The organism is Duganella sp. FT27W (assembly GCF_009295655.1).
Taxonomy (GTDB): domain Bacteria; phylum Pseudomonadota; class Gammaproteobacteria; order Burkholderiales; family Burkholderiaceae_D; genus Rugamonas; species Rugamonas zoogloeoides.
Window position 1 is genome coordinate 195,524 of sequence record NZ_WHIV01000003.1, and the last position, 19,926, is coordinate 215,449.

Annotated in this window: 17 protein-coding genes; 11 read left to right on the forward strand and 6 right to left on the reverse strand. The window is 64.7% G+C overall.

Going from position 1 to position 19,926, the window contains the following annotated elements; all coding sequences use genetic code 11:
* Positions 1 to 44 precede the first annotated feature (44 nt).
* Positions 45 to 860 (reverse strand): DUF2306 domain-containing protein, encoded by an 816-nt coding sequence (locus tag F8197_RS12685; protein WP_227012226.1) that lies wholly within the window; start codon positions 858 to 860, stop codon positions 45 to 47.
* A gap of 152 nt (positions 861 to 1,012) precedes the next feature.
* On the opposite strand from F8197_RS12685, the gene F8197_RS12690 reads away from it, so the two are divergent.
* Entirely contained in the window at positions 1,013 to 2,077 is a 1,065-nt protein-coding gene (locus F8197_RS12690; protein WP_152882190.1) for a sensor histidine kinase, read from the forward strand.
* Positions 2,074 to 2,838, forward strand: coding sequence for a LytTR family DNA-binding domain-containing protein (locus F8197_RS12695; protein ID WP_152882191.1), 765 nt, complete (start codon positions 2,074 to 2,076; stop codon positions 2,836 to 2,838). The genes F8197_RS12690 and F8197_RS12695 overlap by 4 nt, the downstream gene beginning before the upstream one ends.
* A gap of 7 nt (positions 2,839 to 2,845) precedes the next feature.
* Here F8197_RS12695 and F8197_RS12700 read toward each other — a convergent pair whose 3' ends face one another.
* Positions 2,846 to 3,406 carry a thymidine kinase gene (locus tag F8197_RS12700; RefSeq protein ID WP_019920678.1) on the reverse strand — a complete coding sequence of 187 codons (561 nt, stop codon included), beginning with the start codon at positions 3,404 to 3,406 and terminating at the stop codon, positions 2,846 to 2,848.
* Between the two features lie 138 nt (positions 3,407 to 3,544).
* Between F8197_RS12700 and F8197_RS12705 the strand changes: the two genes are divergently transcribed.
* From F8197_RS12705 to F8197_RS12715, 3 genes are read left to right on the forward strand one after another with little or no spacing between them, the layout of a single operon-like run.
* On the forward strand, positions 3,545 to 4,912 hold the full coding sequence (locus F8197_RS12705; RefSeq protein WP_152882192.1) for a pyridoxal-phosphate dependent enzyme: 1,368 nt from the start codon (positions 3,545 to 3,547) through the stop codon (positions 4,910 to 4,912).
* Positions 4,909 to 6,084: a PLP-dependent aspartate aminotransferase family protein gene (locus F8197_RS12710; RefSeq protein WP_152882193.1), complete on the forward strand. Its 1,176-nt coding sequence runs from the start codon at positions 4,909 to 4,911 to the stop codon at positions 6,082 to 6,084. Before F8197_RS12705 ends, F8197_RS12710 begins: the two co-directional genes overlap by 4 nt.
* Positions 6,085 to 6,124: 40 nt before the next feature.
* Positions 6,125 to 6,529, forward strand: coding sequence for an HNH endonuclease (locus F8197_RS12715; protein WP_152882194.1), 405 nt, complete (start codon positions 6,125 to 6,127; stop codon positions 6,527 to 6,529).
* Positions 6,530 to 6,554: 25 nt separating this feature from the next.
* Here F8197_RS12715 and F8197_RS12720 read toward each other — a convergent pair whose 3' ends face one another.
* The 4 genes from F8197_RS12720 to F8197_RS12735 all read right to left on the reverse strand — a co-directional run bounded on the left by F8197_RS12720 (position 6,555) and on the right by F8197_RS12735 (position 12,430).
* On the reverse strand, positions 6,555 to 8,273 hold the full coding sequence (locus tag F8197_RS12720; protein ID WP_152882195.1) for a methyl-accepting chemotaxis protein: 1,719 nt from the start codon (positions 8,271 to 8,273) through the stop codon (positions 6,555 to 6,557).
* Between the two features lie 323 nt (positions 8,274 to 8,596).
* Complete coding sequence (locus F8197_RS12725; protein WP_152882196.1) at positions 8,597 to 10,813, reverse strand: acylase; 2,217 nt, start codon at positions 10,811 to 10,813, stop codon at positions 8,597 to 8,599.
* A 34-nt stretch (positions 10,814 to 10,847) separates the two neighbouring features.
* The gene (locus F8197_RS12730) at positions 10,848 to 11,684 is read right to left on the reverse strand and encodes a hypothetical protein (RefSeq protein WP_152882197.1); all 837 of its coding nucleotides are present in this window, start codon (positions 11,682 to 11,684) and stop codon (positions 10,848 to 10,850) included.
* A gap of 248 nt (positions 11,685 to 11,932) precedes the next feature.
* A complete protein-coding gene (locus tag F8197_RS12735) occupies positions 11,933 to 12,430 on the reverse strand; it encodes an SgcJ/EcaC family oxidoreductase (protein ID WP_019920669.1) in 498 nt (165 codons plus the stop codon).
* 158 nt (positions 12,431 to 12,588) lie between these two features.
* On the opposite strand from F8197_RS12735, the gene F8197_RS12740 reads away from it, so the two are divergent.
* From F8197_RS12740 to F8197_RS12770, 6 genes are all read left to right on the forward strand, one after another.
* Complete coding sequence (locus tag F8197_RS12740) at positions 12,589 to 13,353, forward strand: LuxR C-terminal-related transcriptional regulator (protein WP_152882198.1); 765 nt, start codon at positions 12,589 to 12,591, stop codon at positions 13,351 to 13,353.
* Positions 13,350 to 15,227: an ATP-binding protein gene (locus F8197_RS12745; RefSeq protein ID WP_152882199.1), complete on the forward strand. Its 1,878-nt coding sequence runs from the start codon at positions 13,350 to 13,352 to the stop codon at positions 15,225 to 15,227. The genes F8197_RS12740 and F8197_RS12745 overlap by 4 nt, the downstream gene beginning before the upstream one ends.
* Positions 15,224 to 15,694 (forward strand): response regulator, encoded by a 471-nt coding sequence (locus F8197_RS12750; RefSeq protein ID WP_019920666.1) that lies wholly within the window; start codon positions 15,224 to 15,226, stop codon positions 15,692 to 15,694. The genes F8197_RS12745 and F8197_RS12750 overlap by 4 nt, the downstream gene beginning before the upstream one ends.
* A gap of 173 nt (positions 15,695 to 15,867) precedes the next feature.
* Complete coding sequence (locus F8197_RS12755; protein ID WP_152882200.1) at positions 15,868 to 16,308, forward strand: hypothetical protein; 441 nt, start codon at positions 15,868 to 15,870, stop codon at positions 16,306 to 16,308.
* Positions 16,309 to 16,410: 102 nt separating this feature from the next.
* A complete protein-coding gene (locus F8197_RS12765) occupies positions 16,411 to 19,470 on the forward strand; it encodes a polysaccharide deacetylase family protein (RefSeq protein ID WP_227012227.1) in 3,060 nt (1,019 codons plus the stop codon).
* A 108-nt stretch (positions 19,471 to 19,578) separates the two neighbouring features.
* Positions 19,579 to 19,839: a hypothetical protein gene (locus tag F8197_RS12770; RefSeq protein WP_056148503.1), complete on the forward strand. Its 261-nt coding sequence runs from the start codon at positions 19,579 to 19,581 to the stop codon at positions 19,837 to 19,839.
* Positions 19,840 to 19,926 lie beyond the last annotated feature (87 nt).

Sequence of the window (19,926 nt, forward strand, 5' to 3'; positions counted from 1 at the left end):
ACCTTGTATTCTGTCTTTGGATAGGGCCACCACTGCCATTAAGTTCAGTTGGTGGCGCCGCCACCCAACTGCGGCAACCACATCCCGACAGTCGCCACCGCAACGCCAACGGCGATCAGCCCGGTCGAAAACATGACCAACGCCGCAGCCGCCACCTGCCCGGCCGGCTGCGCATTGCGGCGCGCACGCAGATAGATTTCCAGCACCAGCAGCGGCGCCAGGTACTGGGCATACGCCAGCACACTCAGCGCCGGCCCGGTAAAAGTGGCCGGATCGAACCCGGCGGGGCCGCCGTTCAGGGCGATCCAGCACATCAGCCCCACCCGGAAAAACCAGACGCCGCTCACGCACAGGAACAGCCTCAGCGCCCAGCGCCGGTGCGCGTCGATGCGCCGCGCCAGTGCGTGACGCAAGGCCTGGTAAGCACACAGCAGTACCAGCAGCGCATTGATGCTGGTGCCGATGTGCTGGATGAGGTCGCCCACGGCGCCGCGCCACCACATCATGTACAGGCCGCTGATGGCAGCCAGCACGGCGCCGAGCAAATACATCCTGCCATTCCAGCGATGCAGGCGCGGCAAGGCTGTGCGCAATCCGGGCACCAGTTGCAATGCACCGCCCAGCATGATCACCGCCGCCAGCAGCAAATGCACAGCCACGGCGGCGTTGCCTGCGGTCGCCCCCGCGACATGGCCATGCGTCATCACGGCATTCCAGCGCGCCGGGTCGCCGCGCGCGATGGCGCCACCATACAGCGCCACAATATAGGCGCCAAACATCAGCTGCCCGGCCAGCGTGACCACGAACCACAGCCGGGCGGCGGTGTCGAGTGCAAACAGGGGGATTCGCGTGCTGGTCATGCCATGCTCCATCGTTGTTGTGTTGGGCCCACGATAGCCAGCCGTAGCCACGGCCTGCAAGACCATGCCGGCATCGGTGCGACGAACGACGGAAAATCAGGGTTGAACGACGGGGGCTTGAATGGCGGCGCCATTGCGGTTATTGTGGGTCGATGACTGCCGCTGCGATTACCCGCCCCGCTCCCGCCCTGCTGCCCACCCGGCGCCAGGCGCTGGTGGTGGCCGCCATCGTGCTGCCGCTGTCGTGGCTGCTGCACAAGGCGTCCGGCACCGCGTTCCTGGCAGTGCTGGCACGGATCGGTTTTGTCGGTGGCTGCTTGTTGCTGGCGTATAGCGCGGCCGGTGCGCTGCGGCCGCGCTGGCTGTCGCTGCGCGCGGCGCGGTTGCTGGCGATTATCGTCATGGCGCCGTTCGCCTCACTCGGTTCGGCAGTGCTCACGCAAGGCTGGGGCGTGCTCACGTATTTCAACGACGTCCAGATACTCACCGGTCACATCATGATGATGGGCCTGGCGCTGCTCTTCGGGCTGACCATGTCTCTGCTGGCCATGCGCGGCGAGCGGCTGGCCCGAGAGCGCGCCGACCGTTTGCAAGTGGAGCTGGAAAAAAACACGCTGGAGCGGGAACTGTCGGACGCACGCCTGCGCCTGTTGCAAGCGCAGATCGAACCGCACTTCCTGTTCAACACGCTGGCCAACGTGGAAGCGCTGGTGGACGCCGGCTCGCCCAATGCCGGCCCCGTGCTGCGCCACCTGATTGCCTACCTGCGCGCCGCCATGCCGCGCCTGAACGCCGCCGACGCCACCCTGGGCAGCGAGCTGCAACTGGTGCGCACTTACCTGGAACTGATGCATATGCGCATGCCGGACCGGCTGCACTTCACGGTCGCCAGCCTGCCGGCGCTCGCGCCGCTGCGCTTCCCCGCCATGGCACTGCTCACGCTGGTAGAAAACGCCGTGCGCCACGGCATAGATCCCGGCATGGATGGAGGCCGCATCGACGTCGGCGGCGAGGCCGATACCGCCACCGGCAAGGTCGTGCTGTGGGTGGCCGATACCGGCGTGGGCATGGCGGAAACGGCGCAGCCTGGCACCGGCCTGTCCAACCTGCAAGCGCGGCTGCAAGCATTGTATGGCGCCAGCGCCCGGCTCGACATCCACGAACAAGCGCCCCATGGCGTGCGCGTGGAACTGCATTTTCAACCAGGATCACCATGACCCGCACCACTGCCCTGATCGCCGACGACGAACCGCTGCTGCGCGAACGCCTGCGCGGCATGCTGGCGCGGCTATGGCCCGAGCTACACCTGGCGCCCGATGCCCGCAACGGCCCGGAAACGCTGGAGCTCGCCGCCGTGCACTGTCCCGACATCGTCTTCCTCGACATTCACATGCCCGGCCTGAACGGCATCGAGACGGCGCGCGCGCTGGGCCGGCGCGCCCACCTGGTGTTCGTGACCGCCTATGAACAATACGCAGTGCAGGCATTCGAACAAGGCGCCATCGATTACCTGGTCAAACCGGTCGACCAAGCCCGGCTGGCCGACACCGTGGCGCGGCTGCGTGCGCGCAAGCAGGCCAGCGTGGCGCTCGATACCGTGCTCGACCAGCTGGCCGAGCGCTACGCGCAGCGCGCGCCAAGCCCGGCCACGTCATGGCTGCAATGGATCAAGGCGTCGGTGGGCAACAGCGTGCGGCTGATCCCGGTGGACCAGGTGCTGTTCCTGCGCGCCGACGAAAAATACACGCTGGTGGCCTGGACGGACGGCGAAGCGCTGATTCGCAAGAGCATTCGCGAACTGAGCGAGGAACTCGATCCCGCCCGCTTCGTGCAGACGCATCGCTCGGTCATCGTCAACCTGGGCAGCGTGCGTGAAGTGGTGCGCGGCGTCAACGAGACTGCCGAACTGCACCTGAAGGCGCATCCGGCCGTGCTGCCGGTCAGCCGCAACTACCTGCACCATTTTCGGCAAATGTAGCCGGCAATCAGGCCACGGTATAGAAGCAGCGCGCGCACACCTGGCGGTACGCGCTGTTGCCGCCGATCAGAACCTGATCGCCTTCGCGCACGCGCACGCCGTGCTCGTCGGTGCGGATATTCATGGTTGCTTTCTTGCCGCACTTGCAGATGGTCTTGATTTCTTCGAGGCTGTCGGCCAGCGCCAGCAAGGCGGCCGAGCCGGGGAACGGATTGCCCTGAAAATCGGACCGCAGGCCGAAGCACATCACCGGCGTATTGGTGGTGTGGACCCACCAGTGCAGCTGGTGCACCTGCGCGACAGTGAGGAATTGCGCCTCGTCGATCAGCACGCATGCGACCTTTACGTCTTGCAGCAGCGCGGCAAAGTCGGTGTCGGCACTGTAGGTGGTGGCCTCGCTCTTGAGGCCGATGCGCGACGCAATCACGCCAAAGCCGTCGCGGCCATCGAGCGCGGAGGTCAGCAGCAGCACCTCCATGCCGTTTTCCTTGTAATTGTGCGCGACTTGCAGCAGGTAGGTACTCTTGCCTGCGTTCATCGCCGAATACCTGAAGTGAAGACTAGCCATAACGTTCCAAAATGAGGTGAATCTGCAGCGCGGGGGCGCGCAAAAAAGAATGAGCGCGATTATAGACGCCATCAACCGTGCCATACAAAAAAAGGGCATACTTGCCGTTCTCTTACCATGAGACCCAAGGAGACCCGGATGTCCGCACCCGCACTGTTTTCCCTGATCGGCAACACGCCACTGGCCGAGATTACCCGTCTCGACACCGGCCCCTGCCAATTGTTCCTCAAGCTCGAATCGCAAAACCCCGGCGGCTCCATCAAGGACCGCATCGGCATGGCCATGATCGAAGCGGCCGAGGCCGATGGCCGCCTGAAGCCGGGCGGCACCATCATCGAAGCCACCGCCGGCAATACCGGCCTCGGCCTGGCACTGGTCGGACGCCTGAAAGGCTACCGCGTGCTGCTGGTCGTGCCCGATAAAATGTCTGCCGAAAAAGTATTGCACCTGAAAGCCCTGGGCGCCGAAGTGCGCACCACGCGCTCGGACGTGGGCAAGGGCCACCCCGAGTACTACCAGGATTTCGCCGCGCGCCTCGCAACCGAATTGCCGGGCGCATGGTTTGCCGACCAGTTCAACAATCCCGCCAATCCGCTGGCCCATGAAACCACCACCGGCCCCGAAATCTGGGAGCAGATGGGTCACGACATCGACGCCATCGTGGTGGGCGTGGGTTCCTCGGGCACGCTCACCGGTCTCACCCGCTACTTCCGCCGCGTGGCGCCGCAGGTGGACTTTATCCTGGCCGACCCGGCCGGCTCCATCCTGGCCGAGTACATCGCCACCGGCCACGTCAGCGAGACGTCCGGCTCGTGGGCCGTGGAAGGCATCGGCGAGGATTTCATTCCGGCCATTGCCGACTTCGGCGGCGTCAGGCAGGCCTACACCATCACCGACCAGCAAAGTTTCGACACCGCGCGCACGCTGTTGCGCGAAGAGGGCATCGCCGGCGGCTCGTCCACCGGCACCCTGCTGGCGGCAGCCCTGCAATACTGCCGCGCGCAAACGGTGCCGAAGCGCGTGGTCAGTTTCGTGTGCGACACCGGCACCCGCTACCTGTCCAAGGTCTATAACGACGGCTGGATGCAGGACCAGGGCCTGATCGAACACGCACCCGAGCGCGACTTGCGCGACCTGATCGGGCGCCGCTACGACGCCGGCCAGGTCGTCAGCGTGGCCCCCGACGACTCGCTGCTGATCGCATTCAACCGCATGCGCGCCGCCGACCTGGCGCAGTTGCCGGTGATTGCCGGCGGCAGGCTGGCCGGCATCATCGACGAATCGGACCTGCTGCTGGCGGTCGATACCCACCCCGAACGCTTTGCCCGCACCGTGGGCGACACCATGACGCGCCGGCTCGACATCCTGCATCCGCAGGCCGACCTGCACGCGCTGCGCGCCGTGCTCGACAGCGGCCTCACCGCCGTGGTAGCCGATGGCGATATTTTTTACGGCCTGATCACGCGCTTCGACCTGCTCAACCACCTGCGAAGGAAGCTCTCTTGAACGACCATCTCAAGCAGGCGCTGGCCACCCGCGTGATCCACGCCGGCCAGGCGCCCGACCCTTCCACCGGCGCCATCATGCCGCCGATTTACGCCACGTCCACGTACGTCCAGGAAAGCCCGGGCGTGCACAAGGGTCTCGACTACGGCCGCTCGCACAACCCCACGCGCTGGGCGCTCGAACGCTGCGTGGCCGACCTCGAAGGCGGCGCCCAGGCGTACGCGTTTGCCTCGGGCCTGGCAGCGATTTCCACCGTGCTCGAACTGCTCGACGCCGGGTCTCACATCGTTGCCGGCGACGATATGTACGGCGGCACGTACCGGCTGTTCGAACGGGTGCGCCGGCGCAGCAGCGGCCACGATTTTACCTACGTGGACCTCACCGACCCGGCCAACCTGCTGGCCGCGCTGCGCCCGGACACCAGAATGGTGTGGGTCGAAACCCCGACCAATCCGATGCTCAAGCTGGCGGACCTCAGAGCGATTGCGGCCATTTGCCGCGAGCGCGGCATCATTGCCGTGGCCGACAACACCTTTGCCAGCCCGCTGGTGCAGCGCCCGCTCGAGCATGGCTTCGATATCGTGGTCCACTCCGCCACCAAGTACCTGAACGGCCACTCGGACGTGATCGGCGGCATTGCCATCGTCGGCGGCGCGCCGCACCAGCAAGGCTGGCGCGAGCAACTGGGTTTCCTGCAAAACTCGGTCGGCGCGATCGCCGGACCGTTCGACAGCTTTTTGATACTGCGCGGGGTCAAAACGCTGGCGATCCGCATGGAGCGCCATTGCCGCAGCGCGCTGGAACTGGCCACCTGGCTCGAACAGCAGCCCGAAGTGCGGCGCGTATTCTATCCGGGCCTGGCTTCGCACCCGCAGCACGCGCTGGCGCAGCGGCAAATGGACGGTTACGGCGGCATCATCTCGATCGACCTGGACACCGACCTGGCCGGTGCGCGGCGTTTTCTCGAGCATTGCCAGGTGTTTGCGCTGGCCGAAAGCCTGGGCGGCGTGGAGAGCCTGATCGAGCACCCGGCCCTGATGACCCACGCCAGCATCCCGCCCGAACAGCGCGCGCAGCTCGGCATCGGCGACGGTCTGATACGGTTGTCGGTTGGAATCGAAGATATAGGGGATTTAAAGGCCGATATTCGGCGCTCGCTCGATGCGATATAGCTGCTAGTATCGCCCCATCACCACAACCACACCCACCAAGATGGAAATCGTCTTCATTATCGCCGGCGTCCTGGCCCTCGGGGTGCTGTACTCGATCACCGTGGCCAGCGCCAAGCCCATCCCTGGCAGCGGCATGTACAAGATCTCGCGCGACGGCCGGGTACTGATGTGCGCCGGGCCCAAGGTGAGCGCGGTACGCCCCACCCTGTACCCGGACGGCTTGCGCGTCAAGCTGCGCGGCGGCAACCGGACCGGCGAGTTCTACGTGCACGAACTGGTGGCCGAAGTGTACCTGCCCAACCCCAAGCGTTACACCAGCGTGCGCCACAAGGACGGCAATGTACGCAACAACAATATCGACAACCTGGAGCTGGTGGCCGGCGTGCCGGAGGTGGAGCCGCCGCTATTGACGAGAGAAGAGTCGGAGCATCTGATCCAGACCTGAACGCCCTCGTTTTAATCACCGTAATTTAAAATTCTTCCCACTCGTTCGTTTCTGCCTTGGCTGGCGCCGGCTTGCGGACCGGTGCCGATGCTGTTGCTGCTGGCTTGCTCGCTGCCGGCAAGCGCGGTGGCGCTGCGGCCGGCGTGCGGCTTGCCACCGGACGCGCAGGCTTGGCCGCCTGGCGTGGCGGGGCTGACTGGGCCATGCCGTCAAGCTTGAACACGCTCACCACTTGCGACAGTCCGGCTGCCTGGTCCTGCATCGCTTCGGCGGCGGCCGAGGCTTCTTCCACCAGCGCGGCATTTTGCTGGGTGACCTGGTCCATCTCGGTGATGGCCTGATTGACCTGCTCGATGCCGGCGCTCTGCTCGGCACTGGCGCTGGTGATCTCGGCCATGATGCTGGTCACCTGGCCGATGCCCTGGACGATTTCGTTCATGGTGTGGCCGGCCTGGTCCACCAGCGCCGAGCCGGCCTCCACCTTGTGCACCGAGTCGTCGATCAAGACCTTGATTTCCTTGGCTGCTGCCGCCGAGCGCTGGGCCAGGTTGCGCACTTCCGACGCCACGACCGCGAAACCACGGCCCTGTTCGCCCGCGCGGGCCGCTTCCACGGCCGCGTTCAGGGCCAGGATATTGGTCTGGAACGCGATGCCGTCGATGACCGAGATGATATCGACGATCTTGCGCGACGATTCGTTGATCGAACCCATGGTATCGACCACGTCGGCCACCACCGCGCCGCCCCGGTTGGCAACGCCGGCAGCGTCCTGCGCCAGGCGGTTGGCTTCGCGCGCGTTGTCGGCATTCTGGCGCACCGTGGCGGTCAGCTCTTCCATCGACGAAGCAGTTTCTTCCAGCGAACTGGCTTGCTGTTCGGTGCGGCTCGACAAGTCCTGGTTGCCGGCCGCGATTTCGGCCGAGGCAGTAGCCATGGTGTCGGTGCCGCTGCGCACCTGGGCCACGATGGTGACCAGGTTATCGTTCATCGTCTTCAACGCCTGCATCAGGCGGCCGGTCTCGTCGCGGCTATCGACCACGATCACGCTGGTGAGGTCGCCGGCAGAAACGGTCTCGGCCACTTGCAGTGCGCGGTTGATCGGACCGGTGATCGAGCGCGTGATGTAAAGCGCAAAGCCCACGCCCAGCGCCAGCGCAACCAGGCCCAGCACGATGATGACGTTACGGGTGGAGACCGACAGGTCCAGCACGTTGCTGGCAATGCCGTCGGCAGCAGCCACTTGCAGCGTTTGCAGCTTGTTCACTTCGGCCAGGTAAGCGGCAGCCTTGGGAACCAGGCCGGTATCGTAGGCAATCTTGCCCTGCGCCAGGTCGCCGGCGGTCTTGAGTTGAAAGACCAGCTTGCGCGCATCGATATACGCGGTACGTGCGAGCAGCACCTGGTCGAACTGGGCCCGTACGCCGGGGTTGCGGATGCTCTTGTTGATCTCTTCCTGTACCTCGCCCGCGCGGGCCGACGCGGCGGCAATGCCGGCCTCGTAGTTTTTTTGATCTTCCGCGTCACTGGCCTGCCAGGCGGCGGACGAACGGACCGCATTGATTTCGATGACCTTGGCCCACTCCGCCACCAGGCGCTGGTTCTTGTAACTGGTGTTGATGAGCCGGTCCGTGAGCGCCGTGCCTTCCTGCATGCGCAGGACCGCGATCGCGGTAGTGACCGCCAGGAGCAGCAATACGATGCCGAAACCGATGCCCAGGCGGACGCCGATGTTAAGATTTTTCATGGAGTGTGCCTTGCCAAAGTGAGTGAAAGCCAGTGGAATTGCCCTTGAGCATTCCTGTAGATATCACTATATCAGCGGAAATTAATATTTCTTATATAGAATATCAATGCTGATAAACAGGCAAAATTCGGCTGTAACACAATCCGAGGGCCGCGCCAGACAAGCTCGAACAGTTATCTAAAAACCACGCACCCAGGCAGGATAAGGCTTTAGCGGCTGTCAGCAGCCATGAATCTATATTTCCACGGAGACATATTGATTACGATATCAATATTGGAATTCAGCGCAAAAAAATATTTAACAACGTTGCATATGACCAACAATTATTGCTGGCCAGGGTGATATCGGCGCTCGGCGTTGCGCTCCACGTCTTCGCGGTAAAACAGCACTTCCTTGAACTCGCCCCTGGCAAACATCTCGGCCTGATCGGCAAAATGCGGCGACGCCGGATTGCCGCTCTGGCCGCCCACCAGGATGCTGCGCGCCTTCAGGCGCGGGCCGAACTCCACCACGGCGACAAAGCTGTTGCCGCGTTCGCCGTAGATGCGCTTGGTTGTTTGCTTCGAGGTCATGCCATAGGCCGCCAACGCGCCCCAGTTGGCCGACGCGTACGGAATCGGCAGGCTCGGTTTGCTGTCGTCGAACGGCTGCACCAGGTCGCCGGTCCGGCGCTGGAAGCGGTTGATTTCGCCCCACGCGGTTTGCCAGGTGCCGAAGTCGGCCGTCAGCTTGTCCGACGCCCGCACCAGCCCTTCCAGGCGCTGGCGTGGCGTCAGCGCGGCCTGGATGTAATCGAGCACCAGCACGTCCCTGGCCTTGGCGGCCGGACCGAAAGCGGCTGTCAGATCCTGCACCCAGTAAATCGCCAGCGAGGTCGGGACCGACTCCAGTGTGTAGCGCATATCCCAGCCGCGCAGCGCGGCGATTTGCGGCGCCAATGACGCGATCAGCGGGTCGCCGGCCGGTAACGCATCGTAGGCCGCGAACAGTTGCGGGAGCAGCGGCTCGAATGCCGGCAACTGGTTGTCGTAGGCCGCCGCGATCAGGCTGTCGATGGTGAAGTCCTTGCGGTTTTCCATCACCCGCACGGCGTGGATGCCGCGTGGATTTTCCGGGTTCATCGACATGTACGCCGGATAGTCGCTGGCCTTGGGGCTGTACGGGCCGGCCGCCGTGTAGGGCCAGTTGTTGGTGTTATAGATCCAGCCGTTTTTCGGGTTGAACAACGTGATGGTTTCCTTCACCGCGTGCAAACCCTGCCATTCGGTGGCCGGATCGCTGCCATCGACCGGGCGCCTGAAGTCGATTTTCGGGTTGCGGCGCGGGATGAAATTGCCGTGGAAATAGGCGATGTTGCCGTCCGCATCTGCATACACGGTGTTGTTCGAGGAATTGGTACGCAACTCCATCGATTTATAGAATTCCTTGTAGTTGCGCGCCTTGGTGCGCAGGAACGATTGCGTCAGCGCCTTCAGCGGCTCGTTCATCAGCTTGACCGCAACCCACTTGCCGTCTTTGGCGCGCACGATGGGGCCGTGGTGGCTGTAGTACACCTTGACCGTCTTGCTGGCCATGCCGCCGGCGGTCTTGTAAGGCAGGGCGATATCGACCGCACGCAATGGCCGCTGCTCGTTGCCGTACTGGTAGAAGTATTGGCCGTTCCTGTCGATGATGGTTTCCAGGTATTCGTCGATGACGTCGCCGCCGCCCGACGTGTGCATCCAGCCCACCCGGTCGTTAAAACCCTGGTACACGAAGAACTGGCCCCAGGTCACGGCGCCGTAGGCATTGAGCCCCTGGCGGCTGTGCACCTGCACTTCGGGGCGGAAATAGAATGACGTGTGCGGGTTGATCATCAACAGCGCGTGGCCGTTTTTGGTGATCGCCGGCGCGATGGCAAAACCGTTGGAGCCGCCCGGTTCGTGGTCGAGGTCGCTGCCCTGCTCTGCCAGCAAAATCGGCGCCATCAACGGGTGGGCGCCATGCGCATACAAGGCTTCGAGTTGCTTGATATCGATGGTTTCGATGTCGCCGCCGATGCTGCCTTCGCTGAAGGCCAGCGCCATCCACGGCTCGAAACGGGTGATCAGGTCGGGTTTGACCTCGGGATGCGTGGCCAGGTAGTAGTTCAGGCCGTCAGCAAACGCCACCATCAGTTTTTTGAGCCAGGCGGGACTTTGCCGGTACTGGGCCTTGAGGAAGTCCGGGTTGATGAACAGCTTCATGCGCAGGTCGCGGTACAGCTCGGCCTCGCCTTCGACTTCGGCCAGGCGGCCCAGGGCGTTGATGTAATTGCGTTCGACGCGGCGAAAATCGTCCTCGGCCTGGGCGTACAGCAGGCCGAACACGGCGTCGGCGTCGTTGTTGCCATACACATGGGGGATGCCCCACTTGTCACGCACGATGGTCACGCGCTTGGCCTGGGCCTGCATGCGGGCCAGTTCGGCGCCGGCCAGGGGAACCGGCGCCGCCGTGGCCGCCAGCGCTGCATTGAGGGGAACAAAACAAAGCAAGGTCAGCGTGGCGCGCCATCGTTGCATCGACAAACTCCGGATTAACAGTTCAACCTAGGGATCAGCTCGATGCGAGTTCGGAAATGCGACGCTGCAACGCGGTAATTTCCTCGAGCAACGCCGCGTTCTTTTCGCGCAGCGCCGCGTTTTCACGGCGCAGCTCTTCCGCTTCGGTGGGATTGCGATTGTAATCGCGCTCGCCGTCCTCGCGCACACCCTTGGCTTCCTTCGGTGGCTTGCCGGCCGTGCGCAGTTCGCGCACTTCCTTGGCGGCCTTTTGCAGTTCCTTCTTGCCGCCGGCGACAGCGGCAATCTGCGCATCTTCCGGCAGCGACGCCACGGTGGCGGCGGCATTGATGGAAATCGTGCCCGAACGCACGGCTTCCACCAGTTCCGGCGTGGCGGTCTTCTGGATTTTTTCGATCTGGCTGATGGTGGCGCTCGACAGGCGCGCGGCGCGGGCAATGTCTTCGCGCGAGGTCAGCGGCATGGCGGCCGGCTTGGGCTTGGCTTCGCCGTCCGGTGGGGCGATGGCCGCGTCTTCTGCAGCGGCCTCAGCAGCCAGTTCCAGCGCGCGGGCGCGGACGATTTCCTTCTTGCGCAGGGCGAGCACGCCGCGCTGGTAGTCGGAAATGCTGCGGCGCCCCAGGTTATTGTCGATCATCCACAGTTTGACGTCGTCGAGGTCGCGGAAGCTGGTGTTTTCCACGGCCTTGAACGGGATGCCGTGTTCCTGGCAGATTTGATAACGGTTATGGCCGTCCACCAGGGTGTCCTGCCACAGGACCAGCGCGTCGCGGCAGCCTTCGGCCAGCACGCTGCGCTCGAGCGCCATGTACTCGGCCTCGGTCAGCGGCTCGATGTAGGCCCGCAACACGTCGTTAATTTTGATTTGCATGGTTTTCCTTGAAGTACCGGCGGCGGCAGGCAAAATGCGCCCGCCCGCTGCGCCACCCGACATGCTACACCATCCGGACGGCGCAACAAAAAGTGGCTTCAAGATTGAAAATTTACAAATGGTGCAGTGCAGCTAAGATTGGCTTAAGAATCGCTATTTATCATCGTCAGCAGTCAAACATGCTTTCTCCAGCTATTGACCAAAAGCCCCGGGTAGTTGCTGCTACTGCGGGGCTTTTTCCGTTTTTCTTACTTGGCAGCGATCACTTCCGGCATGGCCGACGAGTGGTGGTTCAGGATTTTCCATTCGCCGCCGACCTTCTTGTACACATAGGTGTAACGCGCCTGCACATCACGCGGCTTGCCATCGACCGTCACCCGGAACGTGTACACACCGGTATCCAGTGCCGAATCGTTGCCCAGCATGCGGATCTGGCGCATGTTGATGGTGCCGACCGGCTTCATCTTGAGGAACTTGACGAAATAGTCCTCGATCGCGGCCGGGGTGGTGCGCACCTCGTTCGACACGGTCGGCTCGAGCACCGCATCGCTGGCGTACAGGCTGGCCACCTTGGCCGGGTTGCCGGTGGCCAGGGTCGCATTCCATTTGTCGAACAGGGCGGCAATTTCCGCTTCCTGGGCGTTGACCGGGGCGGTGACAACGCCGGCGTAGAACTTCGGCGCGATGTCGGCGACTGCGAAGGTGGTCGAGGCGGCGAGGGCGAGGGCGATCAGGACTTTTTTCATTATGTGCTCCATGTAGTTGAGGATCATCGGCAGCAAGTGACTGCCAATGAAGTCAGTATCGCGGACCGGAGCGATTGAAAAATCTGCCGGCCGGGGGTTGCGGCATATGCCGGGTGGCATATAATCTGCCATTCCACACATGAAACTGGTTGTATGCAATGACTTCCCCCTCCCCCGCCGATAGCGCCCACGCCGTCCGCACCCGTTATCGCCAGAGCGAAAGCAGCGCTGCACGCTGGCGCCTGCTCACCGACGCCGCCGGCGCGCTGGCCCAGGATGGCGTGCGTCCCGCCGCGCTTGCCACGGTGCTGGCCAAGACCCTGGCCTTCCTCTCGCTCGACGATGGTTTGCTGCTGGTACTCAAGGACGACGCCCTGCACGTGGCGGCCAGCCACGGCAACGTACCGCCGGTGGGGGCGCGCGTGGCACATGCCATGGCCCTGCACACGGTCTTGCAGCCGGGGCCGGTGGCGCCGCTGGTGCGGCAAGACGTCCCCAGCGGGCTGCGCATCGGCCGCGAGCAGCGCACCGGCCTCGAAGTGCTGGTGCCGCTGTGCCTGGACGGCAAGCATCGCGGCATGCTGGCCCTGCTCTGCGCAGCCGCCGCGCCGCCGCCCCACCCCGACGATTTGCTCACGCTGCAAGCGCTGGCCACGCTGCTGGGCGCGGCGCTCGCCAACAGCCAGGCGGCGCCGCGCGTGGGCGCCACCGAGGCGGCCGCCATCCTCAAGTCGCTGACCCCGCGCGAATTGCAAATCCTCGCCCTGCTGCCGCAAGGCTGGACCAACGCCGCCATGGGCGAACACCTGGGCATCGCCGCCGGCACCGTCAAGGTGCACGTGGAACGCATCCTGCACAAGCTGGACCTGAACGACCGCACCCAGGCCGCCGTGCGCGCGGCCGACCTCGGGCTCGGATCATGAGCGCGCTCGCAAGGCTGAACCCGCGCCACTGGTCGCTCGGCTTCAAGGGCGGCGCAATCATTGTCGCCTCGCTGGCCCTGCTGGTGGGTTCGGCCGCCACCAGCTACACGCTCGAGCGCAATACCGCTGCCGCCACCGCCGACATGCTGCGCACCATGCAGGCCCAGGCCGATATCCAGCGCCTGCACACCCAGATCGCCGAAGCCGCCACCGGCGTGCGCGGCTACCTGCTCACCGGCCGCGACGACTTCCTGGTGCCTTACCACATCGCTGCCGAACAATTGCCGGCCACCCTGGCCAGCCTGCAGGCGCGCGCCGTCGATCCCGAGCAACTGGCCAGCCTGGCGCGCATCACGCCGCTGTTGCGCAAGAAGCTCGCCAGCCTGAACCTGATGCGCGGGCAGCGCAACGCCAGCACGGCGGAGTTACAGGAACATCTGCTCAGCAGCAAGCAGATCCTCGACCAGTTGCGTACCGAAATCGGCGTGATGAATTTGCGCGAGGCCACGCTGGTCGAGCAGCGCACATTGACCTTGCAACAGGCGTCGAACCGCAACCTGTGGATGGCCATGATCGTGATCGGCGCCGGCATGGCCGGCGCGATGGCAACGCTCACGTTTACCCTGGGGCTGGTGCGGCGCGTGCGCCTGGCGGCCGAAAACGCCGAGCGCCTGTCGAACGACCTGCCGCTCAAGCCCACGCCGTCCACCACCGACGAGCTGGGCCAACTGGCCGACCGCCTGCACCAGGCCAGCGTGCTGCTGGCCGGCCGCGCCTCGGCGGCGCAAGCAGCCAGCCGCGCCAAGACCGAATTCCTGGCGCGCACCAGCCACGAGCTGCGCACCCCGCTCAACGCCATCCTCGGCTATGCACAACTGCTGGAAGCAGGCCTGCGCGAACCGCGCGAACGCGAACATGCGGAACACATCCGCCAGGCCGGCCAGCACCTGCTGTCCTTGATCAACGAGGTGCTCGACATCGGCCGCATCGAGGCCGGCAAGCTCACCCTGGCATGCGTGCCGGTGGCGCTGGCGCCGCTGCTCGACGAGGCGATGATGCTGATGGCGCCGCTGGCGCGCCAGCGCGGCGTGCAGCTGCGCCACGACCACGCCGGCATCGAGGTGGCCGTGCTGGCCGACCGCCAGCGGCTGCTGCAGGCGCTGCTCAACCTGCTGTCGAACGCCATCAAGTACGGCCCGCGCGACGGCATCGTGGCGCTGCACCTGGCGCCCGGCGACGAGCTGGCCGCCATCCACATCGACGACAATGGCCCCGGCATCACGCCGTCGCTGCGCACGCGCCTGTTTGCACCGTTCGACCGCCTCGGCGCCGAACGCGGCAAGACCGAGGGCGCCGGCCTCGGTCTTGCAGTCTCGAAAGCGCTGATGCAGGCCATGGGCGGCGACGTCATCCTGCACGACAGACCGGGGCCGGGCAGCCGCTTCACCCTGACCTTGCCGCTGGCGACCAACGCCGGGGCCACCGACGAGGCTGACCAGCAGGAACCGGCAGACCAGCCAGCGCCCGTTGCCGCCGTGCCGGCCACCAGCGCCAGCACCCACCACCTGCTGTGCGTGGAAGCGGACCCCGCCACGCGCATCCTGGTGGCCACGCTGGCCCAGCGCCGACCGCACTGGCGCGTGACCACCGTGGCCGACGCCGCAGCAGGCGTGGACGTGGTGCAGGCCGAACAGCCCGACCTGGTGCTGCTGGCAGCCAACTTGGCCGGCGCCGAGTGGCTGGCATTGCCAGGCCCCCTGGTGCTATTGGGCAGCGACGCCAATAATGACATTGCACACTTTGCACACCTGGCCAAACCACTCGATATCCCGGCGTTCTTCGCCCTGCTCGATTCTCACGGAAAATCTAGATGATGGAAAATCAAGTACTCGCTTCACGCATCCTGATCATCGACGACCAGCCCGCCAATTTGCGGCTGCTGGAAGACATGTTCATTGCCGAAGGCCTGACCCACGTGGTCGGCACGACCGACGCCCGCACCGCGCTCGACCTGTACACCGCCTTCGATCCCGACCTGATCGTACTCGACCTGATGATGCCGGACCTCGACGGCTATGCGGTACTCGAACGCCTCAAGCGCCGCGGCGATCCCTACGATTTCCGCCCGGTGCTGGTGATCACCGCCGACGCCACTGCCGAAGCCAAGCGCCGCGCCCTGTCGCTGGGCGCCAAGGACTTTCTTACCAAGCCGTTCGATACGCTGGAGGCGATGTTGCGCGTGTGGAATTTGCTGGAAACCCGGGTCCTGTACAAGCGCCTGCAAGCGCTGGCGCCACAGCAGGAACTGGCGCCGCAAAGCTACCGGGGCCGCCTGCCCTGAGCGCGTGCCGCGCCGGGCCGCGTCATGCTGCGTCGCAATATTATTTTTGCCATTGCGCACGTTTGAACCGGCTTGTCAGGAAATCCTGTGCTATTCTTGCTCTATAAACATCGCCCAGGCAGCTTACGGGTGGTTTGGTGCGATGCGCCAAACAGTTCACTTAGCGAGGTTATATGGCGCAATCACATAGTTACTCATACGCAGGCCACTACATCGTCTGCACGCCCAAACGCACGGCGGACAACGGCTATTACGCCTGTTTCCGCATCTATCGCGGCGCGTCTTCCGCCGGCGACGTGGTCTATGAACAATCGTATCCATTGGCCGAATTCGGCACCGCCGACGGCGCCAACCGCTACGCGGCCGAAATGGCGTCATACTGGCTCGACCAGTGGCCGATCAAGGGATCCTTCACCCGCAAGCGCGACGGCCGCGCCATCAGTTACCTGGGCACCTACAGCGTGGGCCACGGCGCCGACTGGAACGCCCGCGTGTATTGCGACGGCAACCTGATGGCCACCCCGGGCGGTGCGTTCCAATACGACATCCTGCGCGATCCGAATATCTACCAGGCGGCCGAACACGTGATCCGGGCCTCGATCGAACGCGAATAAAGCGGCGCGTACGCACGGCGCTGATTATTTCCGGCGCCAGCGCGCCGCTGGCGCGGCGCTTCGATTACGATGCGGTTGCCTCCGACTTCGCTATCGCCCGCCATGACCTTCGCCCGTGCCACCGCAGTTCCTTCACTGCTAGCTCCAGTGCTGACCGCCCTGTCCGCCGCCCTGCTGTTTTCCGGCGCCGCCTGCGCCCAGCGCTTCGACGTTGCCGTCACCGTCGATGACCTGCCCGCCCACGGCCTGTTGCCGCCCCGCATGACCCGGATGGACATCGTGGACGCGCACCTGCAAACTTTCAAGCAACATGGCGTCACCGAGGCGTTCGGTTTCGTCAACGCCGGCAAGCTGGCCCGGTCCGCCGACGACGCCAAGGTGCTCGATGCCTGGCGCGCCGCCGGCCACCCGCTCGGCAACCATACCGCCACCCACCTGGGCCTGTCGCAGGCGCCGTCGCTGGCGGCCTGGCAAGCCGACGTGGAGGCTGGCGAAGCTGCCGTGGCGCAGCGCATGCAAGGTGCCGACTGGCGCTACCTGCGCCTGCCGTTCCTCGACGGCGGCGGTTCCCGTGGGCCGGCCGCGCTGGCCTGGCTGCGCGAACGCGGCTACCGCGTGGCCGATGTCAGCCTCTCGTTCGACGACTGGGCCTATACCGACGCCTACGCGCGCTGCGTGGCCAGCGGCGACCAGGCCGCGATCACGACCATGAAAAGCCAGTACCTGGCGGCGGTCGAGCGCGGCATCGCCAAAATGGAGGCCGACTCGCAGCGCGTGTATGGCCGCGTGATTCCGCAAGTGCTGCTCACGCACCTGGGCGGCTGGAGCGCGGCGACCCTGCCCGACGTGCTGCAACGCCTGGATGCGGCGGGCGCCCGCTACGTGTCGCTGCAACAGGCGCAATCCGATCCTGCCTACGCCGAGCCGGGCGGCGGCACCGTGATCGAACGCACGGCGCGCCGCCAGGGCATCAAGCTCGACGCCGAGCCGCCGATGGCCGACCGCATCGATCCCGGCACCCTGTGCCGCCAGCCGGCCGAACAAACCATTACCCTCGACGGCGCCGCCGGCGGGCCGCGCTTCGACGGCATCGGCATTGTCGAAGGCGGGGGTGGCACCGGCGTGCTGCTCAAGGACTACCCGGAACCGCAGCGCAGCGAAATCCTCGACCTGGTGTTCACGCCGAAGTTCGGCGCGTCTGTCAGCGCCCTGTACGTGGAAATTCCCGGCGACGGCAACGCCACCCAAGGCTCGATGCCCAGCCATATGCACGCCCGCGACGACCTGAACTACGAACGCGGCTACCTGTGGTGGGAAATGCGTGAAGCCAGGCGCCGCAATCCGCAACTCACGCTCGACGGCGCCGCCTGGAGCGCGCCCGGCTGGCTGGGCCGGCAAGGCCAACTGTTAGAGCAGAGTACGGGCGATTATTACAAGGGCGATGCGCGGTTCTTCTCGCAGGACACGGCCAACTACTACGTCAGCTGGCTCAAGGGCTTGCGCAACGTGTATGGTATGGAGTTCGACGCCATCGGCATCCGCAACGAGAAAGGCGCCAGCTACGGTTTCGCCAAGGCGCTGCGCGCCACGCTCAACGCCAACGACTTCGGCAAGGTCAAGCTGCACGGCTTCGACAACTGGCCCGATCCATGGAAATTCCGCTTTGTCGATGACATGGCCCAGGATGCGGAACTGCGCGATGCCATCGACATCGTCGGCGCCCACATCAACCCGCCCAAGTCGGTGGTGCCGGTCGAAGTGCAACGCAAGGCTGCAGCGATGGGCAAGCCGATCTGGAACACCGAGCAGCACGTGTACAAGGCCGGCTACGACGGCCTGATCAGCATGGTCCAGTCCTTCAATGAAAACTACGTGCGCAGCGGCGTGACCAAGGTGGTCAACTGGTACGGCATCGCCGGCCTGTACACGATGCAGGCCTATTCGGGCGAAAAAGAGGCGATGGTGCGCGCCAACTGGCCGTGGAGCGGCCACTACCGCGTCAACCCGGTGTTGTGGGGCTATGCCCACTACGGCCAGTTCACCGAAACGGGTTGGACCTACCTGCAGGGCGGCAGCGGCGACCTGGCCGGCGGCGGCACCTTCGTCACGCTGGCCTCGCCCGAGCGCGACTATAGCGTGATCATCGAAACCAAGGACGCGCCCGCTGCACAGCAGCTGCGACTGAACGTCAAAGGCTTGAAGGATGGCGACCTGGCCGTGTGGCGCACCACCGAGCAAGAACACTTCGTGCGCCAGGCCGACGCCGTGGTGCGCGACGGCGTGGCAACGCTCACGCTCGAACCGCACGCCGTGTATTCGCTGACCACTACGCGCGGCCAGCAAAAAGGCGGCGTGGCCGACGTACCGGCGCTGGCATCGTTCCCGTTCCCGTACCGCGAAACGTTTGAACACTATCCACAGCCGGCCACCTGGGGCCACCAGCCGCGCTACCTGGCCGACATCGCCGGTTCCTTCGAACTGGCGCGCTGCCCGGCGCGCGTCGGCACCTGTCTGCGCCAGAGTGCGCCGATTCCCACCATTTCGTGGGCGCCCGACTGGCAGCCTTATTCCATCATCGGCGACGATGCCTGGCGCGACTACGAAGTGAGCGTGGACGTGTACCTGCAAGCGGGCGAATCGGCCGCTGTCATGGGCCGCATCAACCATGCCGGCACCGGCTATGGCTTCATTCCGAAAGGATACTTCCTGCAACTGGGTCACGATGGCGCGCTGCGGCTGGTGGCCATCCGCGGCAAGAAAGACAAGAAAAAGGCGGTCGGCGACGCCGAGCAGCAGGCGCTGATCCGCGCCATGAACGACACGTCCGAGGGCGGCGAGAAGCAACTGGCCGCCGGCCGCGTGGCAGGCGTGAAGGCAGGCCAGTGGCACACGCTGACCCTGCGCTTCGCCGGCAACCGGATTACCGGGCTGGTCGATGGCAAGCAGCAGCTTGCCGCCAGCGACGACCTGTACGGCGCCGGCATGGCCGGCATCCTGGCCGGTGTGCACAAGGACAAGGATGAAGACAAGCTGAGCATGGCCTGGTTCGACAACCTGGTCATCAAGGCAGCCGCTGGCAAGGTACCGGCACCATCGCGAGCGATGAAAGGCCAGCAGCCCTTGTATCCGACTCAAAAGTCTATGCCATCAGGAAAGAAGTGATACAGGCGACCGCTGAGTAGTCCTACAAACAGGCCGCAAGCGCGCCGATAGCGCACGGGCTGAGGAATGCATAAACTGTAGTTCGATTGTCACCAAAAGGAGCTCAACATGAAACAGCATCACGCACCAGCCAAGTTTATTTTCGCCTTGATCCTGACCGCCGCCGCTGTTACCGGTTGCAAGAAGCAGGAAGTTGATCCGCCCGCACCTGAAGTTGTAGCACCACCGGCCAATACGGCCCCGACCGGTTCTCCACCAGTTGACAACACCATGCCACCGCCAGCAACCACGCCACCGGCTGACGGCACCACGACCACGCCACCGGGCGGCACCACGCCAGATCCGGCAGCACCGCCGCCAGCGCGTTAAGCCTGGCGTGATGCCTGGCCGTCACCCTCTACGGAGTGACGGCCAGGCTGCGTGTTTCGATTGACCTCAGGGGATAGCCACCCCTGC

Coding starts and splice junctions, on each gene's coding strand:
- F8197_RS12685 (WP_227012226.1), bottom strand. CDS start 860: ATGACCAGCACGCGAATCCCCCTGTTTGCACTCGACACCGCCGCCCGG.
- F8197_RS12690 (WP_152882190.1), top strand. CDS start 1,013: ATGACTGCCGCTGCGATTACCCGCCCCGCTCCCGCCCTGCTGCCCACC.
- F8197_RS12695 (WP_152882191.1), top strand. CDS start 2,074: ATGACCCGCACCACTGCCCTGATCGCCGACGACGAACCGCTGCTGCGC.
- F8197_RS12700 (WP_019920678.1), bottom strand. CDS start 3,406: ATGGCTAGTCTTCACTTCAGGTATTCGGCGATGAACGCAGGCAAGAGT.
- F8197_RS12705 (WP_152882192.1), top strand. CDS start 3,545: ATGTCCGCACCCGCACTGTTTTCCCTGATCGGCAACACGCCACTGGCC.
- F8197_RS12715 (WP_152882194.1), top strand. CDS start 6,125: ATGGAAATCGTCTTCATTATCGCCGGCGTCCTGGCCCTCGGGGTGCTG.
- F8197_RS12720 (WP_152882195.1), bottom strand. CDS start 8,273: ATGAAAAATCTTAACATCGGCGTCCGCCTGGGCATCGGTTTCGGCATC.
- F8197_RS12725 (WP_152882196.1), bottom strand. CDS start 10,813: ATGCAACGATGGCGCGCCACGCTGACCTTGCTTTGTTTTGTTCCCCTC.
- F8197_RS12730 (WP_152882197.1), bottom strand. CDS start 11,684: ATGCAAATCAAAATTAACGACGTGTTGCGGGCCTACATCGAGCCGCTG.
- F8197_RS12735 (WP_019920669.1), bottom strand. CDS start 12,430: ATGAAAAAAGTCCTGATCGCCCTCGCCCTCGCCGCCTCGACCACCTTC.
- F8197_RS12740 (WP_152882198.1), top strand. CDS start 12,589: ATGACTTCCCCCTCCCCCGCCGATAGCGCCCACGCCGTCCGCACCCGT.
- F8197_RS12745 (WP_152882199.1), top strand. CDS start 13,350: ATGAGCGCGCTCGCAAGGCTGAACCCGCGCCACTGGTCGCTCGGCTTC.
- F8197_RS12750 (WP_019920666.1), top strand. CDS start 15,224: ATGATGGAAAATCAAGTACTCGCTTCACGCATCCTGATCATCGACGAC.
- F8197_RS12755 (WP_152882200.1), top strand. CDS start 15,868: ATGGCGCAATCACATAGTTACTCATACGCAGGCCACTACATCGTCTGC.
- F8197_RS12765 (WP_227012227.1), top strand. CDS start 16,411: ATGACCTTCGCCCGTGCCACCGCAGTTCCTTCACTGCTAGCTCCAGTG.
- F8197_RS12770 (WP_056148503.1), top strand. CDS start 19,579: ATGAAACAGCATCACGCACCAGCCAAGTTTATTTTCGCCTTGATCCTG.